At 60.3% G+C, this 14193-nt stretch carries 17 protein-coding genes; 7 read left to right on the forward strand and 10 right to left on the reverse strand.

All coding sequences use genetic code 11. The features are described 5' to 3' along the window. Positions 1 to 853 precede the first annotated feature (853 nt). From OVA00_RS13955 to OVA00_RS13965, 3 genes are all read left to right on the forward strand, one after another. Positions 854 to 1252, forward strand: a complete 399-nt coding sequence (locus OVA00_RS13955; RefSeq protein WP_268089181.1) for a hypothetical protein — start codon at positions 854 to 856, stop codon at positions 1250 to 1252. A gap of 221 nt (positions 1253 to 1473) precedes the next feature. Then, on the forward strand, positions 1474 to 1812 hold the full coding sequence (locus OVA00_RS13960) for a hypothetical protein (protein WP_268089182.1): 339 nt from the start codon (positions 1474 to 1476) through the stop codon (positions 1810 to 1812). Between the two features lie 13 nt (positions 1813 to 1825). Beyond that, positions 1826 to 1972, forward strand: a complete 147-nt coding sequence (locus OVA00_RS13965) for a hypothetical protein (RefSeq protein WP_268089183.1) — start codon at positions 1826 to 1828, stop codon at positions 1970 to 1972. Positions 1973 to 2020: 48 nt separating this feature from the next. Here OVA00_RS13965 and OVA00_RS13970 read toward each other — a convergent pair whose 3' ends face one another. Further along, positions 2021 to 2356, reverse strand: coding sequence for a DUF2958 domain-containing protein (locus OVA00_RS13970; RefSeq protein ID WP_268089185.1), 336 nt, complete (start codon positions 2354 to 2356; stop codon positions 2021 to 2023). Positions 2357 to 2812: 456 nt separating this feature from the next. On the opposite strand from OVA00_RS13970, the gene OVA00_RS13975 reads away from it, so the two are divergent. Then, positions 2813 to 3886 (forward strand): DUF2336 domain-containing protein, encoded by a 1074-nt coding sequence (locus OVA00_RS13975; protein ID WP_268090332.1) that lies wholly within the window; start codon positions 2813 to 2815, stop codon positions 3884 to 3886. 62 nt (positions 3887 to 3948) lie between these two features. On the opposite strand, the gene OVA00_RS13980 is transcribed toward OVA00_RS13975, so the two are convergent. The 4 genes from OVA00_RS13980 to OVA00_RS13995 form a co-directional block, all read right to left on the reverse strand. After that, complete coding sequence (locus OVA00_RS13980) at positions 3949 to 4872, reverse strand: MerR family transcriptional regulator (protein ID WP_113554575.1); 924 nt, start codon at positions 4870 to 4872, stop codon at positions 3949 to 3951. A 65-nt stretch (positions 4873 to 4937) separates the two neighbouring features. Beyond that, positions 4938 to 5297, reverse strand: coding sequence for a DUF1491 family protein (locus tag OVA00_RS13985; protein WP_034789344.1), 360 nt, complete (start codon positions 5295 to 5297; stop codon positions 4938 to 4940). Between the two features lie 78 nt (positions 5298 to 5375). Continuing rightward, positions 5376 to 6338 (reverse strand): peptidoglycan-binding domain-containing protein, encoded by a 963-nt coding sequence (locus tag OVA00_RS13990; protein WP_268089188.1) that lies wholly within the window; start codon positions 6336 to 6338, stop codon positions 5376 to 5378. Next, positions 6310 to 7875, reverse strand: a complete 1566-nt coding sequence (locus OVA00_RS13995) for a sensor histidine kinase (protein ID WP_082566257.1) — start codon at positions 7873 to 7875, stop codon at positions 6310 to 6312. Before OVA00_RS13995 ends, OVA00_RS13990 begins: the two co-directional genes overlap by 29 nt. A gap of 641 nt (positions 7876 to 8516) precedes the next feature. On the opposite strand from OVA00_RS13995, the gene OVA00_RS14000 reads away from it, so the two are divergent. From OVA00_RS14000 to OVA00_RS14010, 3 genes are all read left to right on the forward strand, one after another. Further along, positions 8517 to 8963 carry a DUF5330 domain-containing protein gene (locus OVA00_RS14000; RefSeq protein ID WP_060604068.1) on the forward strand — a complete coding sequence of 149 codons (447 nt, stop codon included), beginning with the start codon at positions 8517 to 8519 and terminating at the stop codon, positions 8961 to 8963. 185 nt (positions 8964 to 9148) lie between these two features. Continuing rightward, a complete protein-coding gene (locus OVA00_RS14005; RefSeq protein WP_268089190.1) occupies positions 9149 to 9859 on the forward strand; it encodes a hypothetical protein in 711 nt (236 codons plus the stop codon). Between the two features lie 174 nt (positions 9860 to 10033). Then, a complete protein-coding gene (locus OVA00_RS14010; RefSeq protein WP_089044046.1) occupies positions 10034 to 10456 on the forward strand; it encodes a SufE family protein in 423 nt (140 codons plus the stop codon). Between the two features lie 132 nt (positions 10457 to 10588). On the opposite strand, the gene mucR is transcribed toward OVA00_RS14010, so the two are convergent. From mucR to OVA00_RS14035, 5 genes are all read right to left on the reverse strand, one after another. Continuing rightward, positions 10589 to 11020 (reverse strand): exopolysaccharide biosynthesis transcriptional regulator MucR, encoded by a 432-nt coding sequence (gene mucR, locus OVA00_RS14015; protein WP_034789336.1) that lies wholly within the window; start codon positions 11018 to 11020, stop codon positions 10589 to 10591. Positions 11021 to 11421: 401 nt separating this feature from the next. Further along, positions 11422 to 11781: a monovalent cation/H(+) antiporter subunit G gene (gene mnhG / locus OVA00_RS14020; RefSeq protein WP_060516217.1), complete on the reverse strand. Its 360-nt coding sequence runs from the start codon at positions 11779 to 11781 to the stop codon at positions 11422 to 11424. Next, a complete protein-coding gene (locus OVA00_RS14025) occupies positions 11778 to 12161 on the reverse strand; it encodes a cation:proton antiporter (RefSeq protein WP_268089191.1) in 384 nt (127 codons plus the stop codon). The genes mnhG and OVA00_RS14025 overlap by 4 nt, the downstream gene beginning before the upstream one ends. Next, positions 12158 to 12634 carry a Na+/H+ antiporter subunit E gene (locus OVA00_RS14030; RefSeq protein ID WP_034789330.1) on the reverse strand — a complete coding sequence of 159 codons (477 nt, stop codon included), beginning with the start codon at positions 12632 to 12634 and terminating at the stop codon, positions 12158 to 12160. The genes OVA00_RS14025 and OVA00_RS14030 overlap by 4 nt, the downstream gene beginning before the upstream one ends. After that, positions 12631 to 14193: a Na+/H+ antiporter subunit D gene (locus tag OVA00_RS14035; protein WP_268089192.1), complete on the reverse strand. Its 1563-nt coding sequence runs from the start codon at positions 14191 to 14193 to the stop codon at positions 12631 to 12633. Before OVA00_RS14035 ends, OVA00_RS14030 begins: the two co-directional genes overlap by 4 nt.

Consider the following 14193-nt stretch of genomic DNA (forward strand, 5'->3'; position numbering starts at 1 on the left):
AAAAAGCAATATTTAAATTACTCGATGAAAAAACCCGGACTGCCGTTTGACAATCCGGGTCACTGCTTTGGAGTTGAAGACGGGCCTATTCGCCTTCAAGAGTATTTACTTCCTACCAGGAAATATGGCGCCTGTTCGTTGAAGTTAATTTATTACACCCATAAGATAATACAGGCATTACACTGACAGATATGAAGTTAATTAATAACATCCATATATTATTATATAATATATGTACGTCATCACTTAACCCCATTTCTATCAGCGCAAAGCGCTGGCGACTGCGTCTCGCTTCGCGTTCTTTCGTTGGCACTCAAGACCCGCTCACTCGACTTGGCGCGGTCGCTTTCGCTCCTTCCCGTTTGGGAAGTCCCATTCGGGACACAGGCATAGCCGTTGGGTTCAAGGGTCTCCGACGGGTGGTCGCTCCGCTCCTGATTGCCATTTGGGTTTGGTCGCTACGCTCCGCGTTCCCGCTTCGGGGTTTTGGGGTCATTGGCATAGCCGTTGGGTTTATCGAGAAAGATGGGCGCGACAATCCGACGAGCCACCAGCGTCAACGGATCGCACAGGAACACGTCACAGAGCGCCATCCGCTGCGTCCGCGACCATCCGTGCAGCATAACGCGCTGTATCGTCCTGGCGCTCTATGAGGCTCTATGGGCTTGCCGTCGCTGCGTGTTTCCGATCTGACCTAGCCATAACGGGTCGCTTCGCTTCGCGTCGATATCTTTTTGCAAGCCCCTAACTAGACCGGACGCAGGAGTGTCCGACTGCTCAGCCCGGAGGACAATAAGGTTCTCCGGGCATTTCTTTATCGCCCTACGGGATCGCACGGCTGCATAATACGAGTATGGAAAAAGACATTACCGATAGAATCAAAAAGAAGTTTCTGGAATACCGGAACTACCGGAGCAGCCGCCAAGGCGATCCGTGGGAAATCACACAAGCCGAATGGGTCGAGTTTTTCACCTCATCCGAAGCGCGATCCGATGTCGTATTAAAACCACGCGGACTTGGCCGCATCTATCGACACGACGAGGCTTTGCCGTGGAGCATCGACAACCTCGCAATCTCAGACAAGCAAATCCGTAAGGGTACTCATCACCAGTACGGGATTGAAAGAGAAGCCGACGCAACACTTAGCAGGGCATTCGACCGTTTCGCCATTGAGGAAACCCAAAACAGCACGAGAACGCTAACACGCAAGCAGTGGATCGCAGAACTCCAGGAATTGAGGCGGAATCTGTAAATACACTGTGAGAGCAATCCTTCCTCCAAACTAGCCGCTCTCACTCGCATCCCATTGGGCCTTACTCCACTCAATGGTTGATTCAGGAAGCCCACTTGGTTTGCTCATTGCCAAGTGGGCTTTTCCATACGCATTAAGCATATATTTTTTAAGTAAATTGCCCTTGGCAACGCGCGGCAATACACGTTAGCATTGCATAGCAGCAGGGGGTTATACCGATTATGTTTGGAATGATTGCGCCGGAAACGGCGCTCTTGATACTGATTACGTTAGTTGCTGTTCTGATACTGGTTGTCACTGATGTTAGTGGTCGACTCAATGCGCAAGCAAAGGCAATCAATGCAATGTCGGAGAAAATGGAAACGCAACAGGAAGCGATATCGGAATTTGCAATACTGAAACTGGAAGTTATCGATCCACTCGAACGGTTCATGGATCGTCACGATCCAACACTTCGACGGATACAGAAGGATCGAGACAGGCAGGAACTAATAGATGAATGGAATGAAAGCGGTCACTGGCCGAACAATCCAGAGGAAATCCTGAAACAGTACGATTGAAACGGAGGCGAACATGGAAATTTTTGGATACCTGATCGGCGCTGGTCTGCTCGTTCTGGCAATTCGCGCTTGGTTCGTATTGGGCAAGATCAGCGACTATCTCACAGCGGCCAATATCGAACTGACGAACAAGCGCATTGATCGCAACGCCCGTCTTTGAAACAGAAAAAGCCCCGGACGAACCGGGGCTTTTCCATGAGCGGCTGACCTAGAGCGGGTCTACAATGCGTCGTGCAGCCCTTGCAGCAGCCGTCCACACGCTCAATGGCTTGTCTGTGTAAAAGTGCAAGTCACGCTCGACACGCAAGCCAGCGGGACCTCTGATGTCTTGTAGTTCCTGCACGCTGACGTAGCCGAGTTCAGGTTCGCCATGACCGACGTCACAGAGGCCAAAGCAGCGACCGTCAGGCTCCATCTCCGTGATGATCCAAGTTGCGTTCGCCCAAGGAGTGAACCACTTGACGACCGGGATATGATCGGTGTCGCGTGCAGTCACGTTGTTGAGGATTAGTTGGGCGCGGATTTCCTTCGTAAGCAGTTGCATATCAATTCACCGACTTCATGCCATAAACTTCGATCTCGTACCGCGTTTCGTTGCAACGCCGCCAAGCGCGCCATGCTGCAACACTCGGAAACTCGCGATCGAATCGCTCACCAGCGAACTGCCCCCATACGCGAAACGGGGTGTTGTGTTCGTTTGTTTGCATCTGGATAACTCCTATAAGTTGTTGTCTACAACTCAGAGTTATTGCCAGTTGGATCAAAGGGCGAGCGGTATATTCCAGAATTCTGAAATACCTACATTCATGCTCTGTTAACCGTGAACCGTTACCCTTTGTTAGCGTCAGCCTAAAGCAAGGTGAAGCATGTATGAAGGGGAAAGCACGTAAAAACAAACGCTTAGCACATACCTGTGCAGTGTATGTAATGCGCGCTAGACTAACGCTTTTCTTCTAATTTTTGCGACGTGTGCCGTTCCGGATCGCCGGCAATGGCGATCATGTTTTGCGTGCAGGGAATTATCGTGACGGATCGCTTTCGTGAGTTGGAAAGGCCACAGACTGGCCGCTTGAAGGACGTCGTCCTGATGGCGACCGTCACCGGTTTCGAAAGCCTGCGTTTTCCCCGCAAGTCCGACATGAAGCAATTTGCCGAGCTGTTCGAGCCGCTCTTCCTTGGTTCCAGCAACGAAGCCCGCCGGCAGGCTGCAGCCGCCCTTTCGCAATGCCAGCAAATTCCAGAGACAGTCGCAGCGCTGATCGGCGGTATGCCGATCGCCATCGCGGCAATTTTCCTGACCCGTTCGAAGGCGATCGCGGACCGGACGCTGATAACGATCATCCGTGAGCGCGGGCCGGAACATGCCGCCGCCATTGGCCGCCGCCCGAACCTCTCTCCGCTCGTCGTCGATGCGCTCGTCGAACATCACAACCCGCCGGGACTGGCAGCGCGCAGCAGCGCCGTGAAAGCGGCAGCAGCAGAGCAAGCGAGCCAGGAAGACGAAGCCGCTTCATTGCGTACAGCGCGCGAAGAGGCGCTTCGCCGCGAGATCAAGGCGCTCGCTGGCGCCCGTCCGCAAAATATTCCACAGGCGCCGTCGTCCGCGACGATGACAGACGTACATGCCGCTCTGCTCGTGCGTTTTGCGAGGAGCGGCGAGATTATCCTGTTCTCGCGTCTCCTCGGTCAGGCGCTCGGCACCAGGGATGCGCAGGTCGAGCGCATCCTGCTCGATATTTCCGGACAACTGCTGGCAACGAGCCTGGTCGCACTCGACGTCGATGTGGCCGATGCCGGCTTCGTGCTTCAGGCCCTCTATCCACACCTTCGCGAGCCCTTTGGCGAAACCAGCCATGCCGCCGCCTTGATTGGCGCCATGGACCGCACCTCCTGTCGCGCGCAGCTCGATGCCTGGCTCGAGGCGGCAGCCGAAGACGCGGCGCCCGCGGCAAGGCACGAAGCCTATTTTGCCGAAAATACTGCAAACGACACGCGCCACGTCGGCCCGCGCAAAGTTGCAGCAACGTCCGTCAACGGCCAGCCGCAGCGACTATTTGGCCGCCGCCGCGGCTGACACATGCTGCCGTTCATGCGGGCATGTCTCGCAACTTCGGCGATCGAGCCGACCTCCCCGCCCTAGAAAAGCTGCTTCATCGCGTCGATGATCCAGCTCCACTCACGACCGGTCGGAGCCTGCGGCGCCTGCCCCTGCAACACCGCCATCAATTCCTGGTAACGCGCCGAACGGGCGTGGTGCTTGCAGTACTGTTCGAGCTGCCAATCCAGGAAAACCTGATCCGGAGCCCGCTTCATCGCCCTTGCCGACTGCGCCAGCCAATCGGCAGCGACCTCTCTGCCGAGGGCCGACTGGGGCCCCAGGCCATGGTCGATCGCCGCTCTCACCCGCGCAAAGGTGGCATCGGCGGCTTGAGCGTAGGCGGCGGGATCGAACTCCTGCGTCCACAGGTCCGACATGTGGGCGCGCATCTCGGCGGCATAGGCCTTGTCCGACAGCATCTCCATCAGTTCCGCCCAGGCGTCGACTTGTTCGGCTGTCGGGTCGTCCGGCAGGTCCGGCGTACCGGCATCCATCATTTTCGTCTTCCACGCCGCATCCATCGGCGCGCCGCCGGCGACGTCATCATAGAAACGCTCGAGCGCGGCACGAAATTCCGTCTTTGAAATCCTGGTCACGGTCCACAATCTCCTGAGATCCGTTGGGGAGGGTTCATGGATCCTCAAAGCCATTCTCAAGGCCGTGGCGATCCGGCGCTTTGACCGGATTTCCGTTTCGAGCGTTCGAAGCCGCAAAGCCAGAACGTCGGTAAACGAGGTTCGGTTGGCCAGGATCTTGCGGATGTCCGCGAGGCTGACGCCCGCTTCACGCAAGGCAAGAACGAGGTCCAGCCGCGCCAGGTCGGCCCCGGAATACATACGGTAACCGCTCTCCGTCCGTGTGGACGGTGGCAGCAACCCCTTGTCCGAGTAAAACCGAAGCCGCCGGACCGGTACGCCGCTCAGCTTCGAAACTTCGCCTATCGAAAAGATTTGATCGTCCATAAACGCGTCCTACGGCCTCCACCAAGTGGAGAGTCAAGCAGGTCGGCGCATTCGGCAAGACGGCGTCAGGGCCGGCCTTTTCCATCTTCGGCAACGACCTCGAACAGATCGCCGCGGTCGTCCAGCTCGATCTCCACGATCCAGCAATCCGGATCGAAGCGGATCTCGCTTGCAAGCGCCGCGTCGACCTGCTCAGCGTCGCTGTCGCTGAGCCGCACTTCGAACTTGCGGCCGAGATCAATCTCGTCGGCGAAGAAATTCTGCGGCGCCGGGGCAAAGAGCGTCTCGGTGCCCAAACGCGTCCGCTGGCGAATGAAGATCGCGCCGGCGTCCTCTGCTCCCTTGCGCAGCACCGCGGCATAGCCGCCAAGCGAAAACGCACGACGCAGCAGGGACGAGACGAAGATGTGGGACTTCAGGCGCATCGGAGGCTGATACACGCGCGGAGCGAAGGAGGCAAACCGCAGCTGGGCGACGACAGGCGCGAGCGTGCATTAAATGCATCAGAGCGCGCCGATTTCCTTGAGCTTCTTCAGCACCTGGGGATTGGGTTCGCCGGTCTGTGGCAGGCGGTAGTGCTTTTCGAAGTGGCGAATAGCTGCCCGCGTCTGTTCTCCGGCAACACCGTCGACCGCCACGTCCGCATAGGCGAGGTTGCTGAGACCCTTCTGGATGTTCAGCACCAGTTCGCTCGATACCGGAATTTCCGCGCGCGGAACGAAGGTGCTTTCCTTCTCGGCCGAGCGGATGGCCGCAGCGACCGGATCGATTTCCACGCCCCCGCCCTTCGTTTCGGAAAGCGGCCGTCCAGCCGGAACCGCGGCGGCCTTTTCAGCCGGTGCAGACTTCAAGGCCTGCAGCAGCTCGACGCTCGCCGCGCCGGTTCCCGTGCGACCCGCTCGCTCCTCGAACCTCAGGATCGCGGCTGCCGTGCGCGGACCGCTCCGTCCGTCCGGCGCGCCGTCATAAAGGCCGATCCGGCCCAATTCCTTCTGGATCTCGGAGACAAGCTTCGACTGCGCCGGATCCGGCACGCTCGCGACCCGTTCGGGCGACGGCTTTTCCGACGCCACGTCCGCGGAGGCAGACGCGATCACATCCTCAACGTTTTCAGCCTTTGCCTCACCCTCGCGCTCGATAACGAAGGTGGTCACCTTTCGCGGCTCGATCTCCTCGCCCTTGGCGATGGCGATTCGCTGCGCCGTTTCGGCGCTGACTAGCGGGACGCGGGTGCGCAACAGCGGCGACGGGTGCGTGCCGTGCTGATACCACATGGCATTGGCCGCAACGAAGGAGAACACGACGAGGAAGGCGGCCGAGCCACCGGACACCAACGGATGGCGCGCCATCAGACGACCGGCAAGCCCAGCACCCCGTCCGGCAAGGACCAGCCCGCGCACGGCCAGGCCGGGCGTTTGCCGCGCAGCCTTTTTCCGGTCAGGCTGTTTTCGCTTGCGCGGTACCATATCCCCGTTCCTCGTTCAAGCTTTTCCCCTCGAACCGCCCCCCTTCGGCGGCCGGGGCGACATCACAATCCTTCAGGCGCGGTGGAAATTCCACCGTCACCGGCGTACGCGCTTCTTCCTGCTCCGCGCAGGCGATACCGGAGCCATCACGCGGCAGCGTGACGACGATGACGGTACCCTCGCCTTCGCGGCTACGGATGGAAAGCTCTCCGCCGTGCAACGCAACCAGACCCTTGACCAGCGAGAGGCCAAGGCCGGTGCCTTCGTAGCGGCGGGTATAATCGTTCTGGATCTGGACAAAAGGTTGACCAAGCAGCGCCAGCTTGTCGGCCGCAATCCCGATGCCGGTATCGCTGACGGAAAGCTTCAGCATCGCGCCGTCGGCCTCCGCATCGATCGTGACGACGCCGCCCTGATCGGTGAACTTGATGGCATTGCCGACCAGATTGATGAGGATCTGCTGGAAGGCGCGCTGGTCTGCGTTGATCTCGCCGATGCCGCGGGTGATGCGGCTTGCAAGCTTCACGCCCTTTTCCGTGGCCTGGTGCGACAACATCGCCTCGCAGGCGGAAACGGCTTCGGCCACACCGAAGGGCTCGGGCATCAGCTCGTAGCGACCGGCTTCGATCTTACTCATGTCGAGCATGGTGTTGACGACGGAAAGCAGGTGCTCGCCGGACTTATGGATCAGGCCCACATATTCGCGCTGGCGATCGTTCTCGAGCTTGCCGAAATACTCGCCGGCAAGCACGTCGGAAAAGCCGAGAATGGCGTTGAGCGGCGTGCGCAGTTCGTGGCTGACGGCGGCAAGGAAGCGCGTCTTGGCATCGTTTGCCGATACCGCCTCGGCCGTTCTGGCCGCAGCTTCGGCGCGCAGGCCCGCTTCTTGCGAGACATCACGCGACTGAGCGAGGATCGCGACCAGCCGGCCATTGTCGTCGCGCAGCGGCGCCAGCTCACAGGACATATAGACGAACTGTTCGCCTTCGATCGGCAGCGTGCGCCGCTCGATGCGGATGTCGACCGTCGCCCGGTCGCCGCCCTGGCGAAGAATGTCGATCGCGCTCAGGAAGGTGATGCGATCGGATATGTGGATCTGCTCGATGAAACCGCGGCCCGCTGGATCGCGCATCAGGGTCAGATGCTCGGCCGCGTCGCGGCCGTGGACGGAAAGCACGTTGCCGCGCAGATCATGCACAGTCACAAGGCCCGCAAAGAGGTCATAGGCGGCAGACAGATCCGGAACGACCGGCTCCAATGGCGGTGCCACCTCTTCCGGCGCGCGGCCACGAACAATCGCGCCGGCAGCCGCAAGCAGCGAGGCCGAGGCCCAAAGAGCGGTGCCCAAAGGAAGAGCCGAAGACACGGGCATGGCGAGCGACAGGGCGAGCGGCACCACCGGCAGGGCCGTCAGGGAAACCGCTGCCAGCGTGCGCAAACGCTTCGCATGGCGGAGATCGGCCGGCGAAGACGCCTCACGACGGGGAAGCCACAGGGCCGCGACCTCGTCCACACGGGACGTCCATCTGCCAGCCATGTTACGCAATACGCTCACGCTTTACCCTGCTACATTTGTTGTTCTTGCGAGGCCGACGCTCTCTGTTTTCACGACCCTTTGGATCGAGACTCAAGCCGCCTCGTGACATGTCGGAATCTCGCATCCCCGGCTTAATGAAAGAATAAACGCGGCCGTGCCGGAACCGTGCGAAACGGTCGAAAAATCCCGTTTTGAGCCAAATCGGGCGACCTTCATTTCTTGTGGTTAATGGGGCGTAAGCAACGGATTTCTGTGCATTTTCTGCACTGTGTTAACGATTGTGGCGCGGCTTTTGGCGTGCGATTGCCGCGGCCTTCGGGGTTGCCGCGCCCGGCTCTGCCACGAACCTTAACGGCGAACGCTAAAATGCGACACAAATGCCCTGCAAATCGCCGGACACCGGCATTTCATTAAAATTTGAAGCAAATGCCGCTCGATTTCGAAAAGCCGTCTTGTGATTCCCGCCGTAATGTCGATCTCAACAAGGGGCCGGGCACCAAGAGAACGCCGGCAGGCTCCAAGGATTAGAAGGTGGCGTGAACGGGTATCAGGGGATACCACGGCGCTGCGGGATGTCGAAGGTGCAAAAGCCGGCTACAAGACTGGCGGGCCGCGGCAGCCGAACGAAGGATGGGCAGAACATGTGGTTTCTCATCAAGGCGACATTCTGGTTTTCGCTGGTACTGGTGTTGCTGCCGTTCCTCGACCCTTCGAGCGCGCAGAAACTCGAACACGCCCCGAAAGTAGAACTCGGCGACACCTTCTCTGCTGCCAATGAGGCGTTCCAATACATCAGCGCCATCTGCATCCAGAAGCCGGATGTCTGCCAGAAGGGTGCCGAAACCTTCGTTGCCCTCGGCCACCGAGCCCGCGAAGGCGCCCGCATCGCCTACGAATTCCTCGACACACAGTTTGCCGAAACCGATGCCACGACGCCGGATGCCAAGGTGACGACCGGTACGGTCACGCCGGCTGCCGACGTGGCAGCTCCGGCGACCGAGGTCAGCACCCTCGACGCCGAACCGGTCTTCAAGCGCACCCCGGTTCCGGAAAAGCGCCTCGACCCCAAGGCTGCCGTTATCCAGTGACCGCGCCGCATCCTGCACATTCCTGACTTACTGCCTGACTTGCCGTCCCGTTGCGGCCGCCGCGAGGATCCCATCCCCTCGCGGCGTTTTCTTTTTTGCACCCGCAACCGCTGATTTTCTCGCCGCACAGCCACACGCAAGCCCTGCCTGCTTAGGTCCGCCGCACCGACGGCTGGAGGCAGACAATGCAGATTTATGGGCTTTTCTCGAACTCCAGCGTGACACGCCCGGCGGCGTCCGGCGCCGCCCCCGGCGCAGTTGGCGAAAGCAAGAGCCCTGCCTCGACCGCCCTGCTTCTTGGCCGCGATGACGAAAGTGCTGCGAACCGCGCCGCTGCCGCTAAAAAGAAGCTCGACGAAGCCAAGGAGCAGCTCCGCATGATCCGGTTCTTCGCATCGGACCCGGAAACGCTTGCAAGGCTCGCCAAGCAGCTTGCACAACAGCTCGGCACGGCCGCCCAGCAGCTGGCCGGCGCCGGCGACGGGGGAGCTGCAAGCGGCGTTGCATCCGCCTCGGCCGCAGCCGTGCTTGCCGATGCCGGCCCCGTGCAAGCAGATGCGTCCAGCGCGCAAACCGATGCCCCCGTGGCCGGCGGTGAGGCTGAGCCCTCTACGGAACGGACAAGCTTTGCCGAGCGTGCCTATCGCGAATTCGGCGGGGATGACGGCGGCTCCGATCCCGTGGCGAAGGCGGCAGCCGAACTCAAATCCGTTGCCGAACAAGTGAAGCAACTGCTGCGCAAGGCGGAGCAGGAATTACGCGCCAAGGGATCCGGCCGCGATGCGGATGAGGCCCGGACCGCCGGCCAGTCGCTTTCGGCCGCCACCGGCAGTATCGAGGGCGCTGGCGGCAACGTGACCGTTTCAATCAGTATCCCGACAAGCATCTCGGTCTGACCAAGAGATAGGTGCTCCGCATCCGTCGTATATTTGCCGGTTCTCAATGGCTCTGCCATCGCCTATATGAAGGCTGAAAGCCCGAGTGCGTGAAAGCGGCGGGCAAGAACAGGAATGAAAGTGTTCGCGGCAAGGACCGGCGAGCCTATAATCTCCCGACGAATGGACCGGACCATGACGAAGCTCGACCAGATCATCGACGATTTCGCCTTTCTTGAAGAATGGGAGGATCGCTATCGCTATGTGATCGAGCTCGGCAAAGCGCTGCCGGAAATGCCCGAGGCCAAGCGCACGCAGGAAAACAAGGTTCAGGGTTGTGCCAGCCAAGTCTGGCTCGTCACCAATGCGGGCGGCAATCCCGAGGATCCCGTCCTTAATTTCGAGGGCGAGTCCGACGCCCATATCGTGCGCGGGCTCGTCGCCATCGTGCTTGCCATCTACTCCGGCAAACATGCCTCCGACATCGCCCGGATCGATGCGATCGACACCTTCGGCAAGATCGGCCTCATCGAGCATCTGTCGACCCAGCGCGCCAACGGTCTGCGCTCGATGATCCGCCGCATCAAGAACGAGGCGGAGCTTCGCCTGGCGGCTTGAACAGCGCGGGGCCGGACGCACGACCTTCTCCATTGCCATCGAAACACAAAGGCCGGACACTCTGGTCCGGCCTTTGTGAACATGCCTATATCCGCCATGCGCGGAGCAATTGGGCCCGCGGGACGACCAGTCTTACTTGCCGCGACGCTTGCGGCGCTGGCCGAGACCCATTTCCTTGGCGAGGCGCGAACGTGCTTCCGCATAGGCGGGCGCAACCATCGGGTAATCGGTCGGCAGGTCCCACTTCTCGCGGTATTCTTCCGGCGACAGATTGTGGTGGGTCATCAGGTGGCGCTTCAGCGACTTGAAGGTGCCGCCGCATTCGAGGCAGGTGATCTGGTCGTCCTGAACGGACTTGCGGACCGATACGGCCGGCTTCGGCTTTTCGACGGGGATGACGACCGGCGCGGGAGCCGCCGTGTTGTTCAGCGCCGAATGCACATCTGCGATCAGCGTGGAAAGCTCGGCGACCGGAACCACATGATTGCTGACGTAAGCGGCAACGATTTCCGCCGTCAGCTCAACCAGAAGTTCATGGCTCGCGCCAAGCGCTGTTTCAGTCATTTCTTTCTCCTATCGGACTTAAGCACAACCCGAAACGGCGTTTCGGGGGAGGAACGCTTGCAAGAGCCGTCAGGAAGCCTTGGCTGCCTTGGGATGGACCATCAACGCGGCAAGGAGAAACACCGGCCGCGATATCAAGAGCTGGAATTTGATTATAAAACCTGCTGCCGAGTCACCGGTGACGACCGAACTCTCAAAGCAACAATCAGCATTCACAACTCAAGCTGGAATTTCAGATCAAAGTATTTTCCACGACGACACTTTACATTTACTCGATTAACATCGATGCGCGAAAAATCCAAACATAAATTTAGCGACACTTAGCAAGTTTATCTCCAAATTGCTAAAATGGCCACACTCGATCGTAATGTTCTGAAATACAGTTTCAGAACTGTCGTCGATCAGTCGCGACGCGGCTCTTCCTTTTGCGGAAGCTGATCTATGACAGACAGCTTTGTCAGCCTGTAACCTACCTGATGTGCGGCTTTTGCCAGGAGATGAGCCGAGATCGGCGCAGTCAGAACGAAGAAAAAGAAGCCTGCGAGCGCGCGAATCAAGATGGCCGGATCGAGAGAATGCACGCCTGCGGCCAGAAGCAACAGGCCCGATCCGATCGTGCCGGCCTTGGAAGCCGCATGCATGCGCGTATAGAGATCGGGGAAACGGATGATGCCGATCGCCGCCAGCAGCGAAAAGATCGCGCCGACGACCAACAGAACGGCGACCAGCAGGGTGACGGCAATATCGAGGACCGGGTTCATCGGCGTCCCCCCTTGCGCTTGCGCTGCGTCGATTTGCCTCTCGTCGCCGACGCGCGTTTGACCTGCACCGCGCCCCCTTCGACAGCCGCCCTCTCTGGCGAGAGGCCGCGCGCGAGGACGAAGCGGGCGAAGGCGACCGTTGCCAGGAAACCGACAAGGCCGAGCGCGATGGCAATGTCGATGTAAAGGTTGAAGCCGGTGCGGATGGCGACGACGGCGATGAGGCCGATGGCGATCGCCACCAGCATATCGAGGCCGAGCACCCGATCCGGCAATGTCGGGCCGCGGATGATGCGCCAGACCGTTATCAGAAGCGCTGCGGACAGGACGACAAACGCAAAGCCGGTGGCAAGGGCGAGGATCTGCGCCGACAGGGTCATTCGAAAGCCTCCTTGATCCGGCGCTCGAAGCCATTGGCGATATCGCGCCTGAGGCCGCCCGGATCGGCGCAGTCGAGCGCATGAACATAGAGCGTGCGGCGGTCGTCGGAGACGTCGACCGACAGCGTTCCCGGCGTCAGCGTGATGAGATTGGCCAGCAGCGCGATTTCGAAGTCGCTCTTGACCGTCAGCGGATAGGCGAAGATGCCGGGCTTCAACACCATCTTCGGCTGAATGACCAGCAAGGCGACCTTGGTCGCCGAAATTGCCAGTTCCTTGAAGAACAGCGCCGTCAGCAGGAAAAGCTTGATCGGGCGCACAGGGTAGGCAACGGGCTGAAGCTCGCGCCGGATGAGAAAGAGCGACAGTGCTCCGACGGCAAAACCGAGGATCAGGTTAGCCGGTGAGAAGCTGGCGCTGATGGCGCCCCAGATCGCCGTGAACACGAGATTGATGGTCAGGAACTTGGTCACGGGGCACCTCCCGGGAAGACCGAGTTCAGGTAGGCCGACGGCTCGGAAAGGCCTGCCGCTGCACTCTGAACCATGGCAAGCAACGGCTCCGGATAAAGACCGATCGCGAGCGCCAGCACAGTCAAGGCTGCAAGCGGCAGAAGTGCCGCCGGCGCGATCGTCGCAGACGCAGCGCCGCCCTCACCAGAGGCCGCATCACGCCAATAAGCGAGCAGGAAGAAGCGGCCGGTGACGATGGTCGTCAGGAAGCCGGTCAGAAGCAGGACGGCCGCCAGCCACCAGGCGCCGATATCGAGCGCCGCCTTGACCAGCATCACCTTGGGCCAGAAGCCGGAGAACGGCGGCAGGCCGGAGACGGCGAAGGCAAGCATGAGCGTCAGCGCCGCGAAACCGGCATGGCGGCGATAGAGGCCCGCCAGAGAGACAAGCGAGAAGCTGCCGCCGAGCCTCGCCGCGACACCGGACGCGAGATAAAGCGCGGTCATGACGAGCATCGAATGCAGCGCGTAGAAGATCGCGCCGCCGATGCCGCCCGGGCCGCCGACGGCGACACCCGCAAGGATCGAGCCGATGCCGGAGACGACGAGATAGCCGAGCATGCGGCGGAAATCCGTCTGCGCCAACGCGCCCAGAACGCCGACGAGCATCGTCAGCGCGCCGGCAATGGCGATGACGAAGCTCAGTTCTTCGCGCTCGACCGGCAGCAGCATGACGGTAACGCGGATCAAGGCGTAGATCCCGACCTTGGTAAGCAGACCGGCAAAGAGCGCTGACACGACCACGCGCGGCGTATGATAGGACGCCGGCAGCCAGAAGTTCACCGGAAAGGCAGCAGCCTTCATGCCGAAGGCAAGCACGAACAGCGCCGTCAGCGTCATCAGCGGCGCCGTACCCGCGAGCCCCTCGGCCTTGCGGGCAATGTCGGCCATGTTGAGCGTGCCGAAGCTCGCATAGAGATAGCCGGTCGTGATCAGGAACAGGGTCGTCGCGACCAGGTTGAGGAAGCCGTATTTCACCGCTCCGTCGATCTGTTCGCGTTCGGAGCCGAGCACGATCAGGCCGAAGGACGAGATCAGCAACACCTCGAACCAGACATAGAGATTGAAGATATCGCCGGTCAGAAAGGCGCCGGAGACGCCGGCCATCAGCAGCATCAGGAACGGATAGAAGCCGTAGCGCCGGCCGCTGTCGTTGATGTCGGCGAGCGAATAGATGCCGCCGGCAAGCGCCACGACGGAGGCCGTCAAAGCAAAGAGCGCGCCGGTCAGGTCGACGGTGAAGGCGATGCCGAAAGGCGGCAGCCAGTGCCCCATGACCATCGTTACCGGTCCGCTTGCAAGGACATGGCGAAGTAGGAGCGCGTCGATGATGACGAGCCCGGCCAGGCCGGCAACGGCGATGTAGGGATGCCAATCAATTTTCCGGCGCAGCATCACGAGCAGCGCGCCGATTGCGAGGCACCAGGCAACTGGCAGGATGACCAGCCAGTCGGCAGACGCGACGGGCTCGAGCACGAGCGCGGCGGAGAGATCTGCGGGGGGAGAGGTTGTAGCGGCCAT

The sequence above is a fragment of the Ensifer sp. SL37 genome, from assembly GCF_026672675.1.
Taxonomy (GTDB): Bacteria; Pseudomonadota; Alphaproteobacteria; order Rhizobiales; family Rhizobiaceae; genus Ensifer; species Ensifer adhaerens.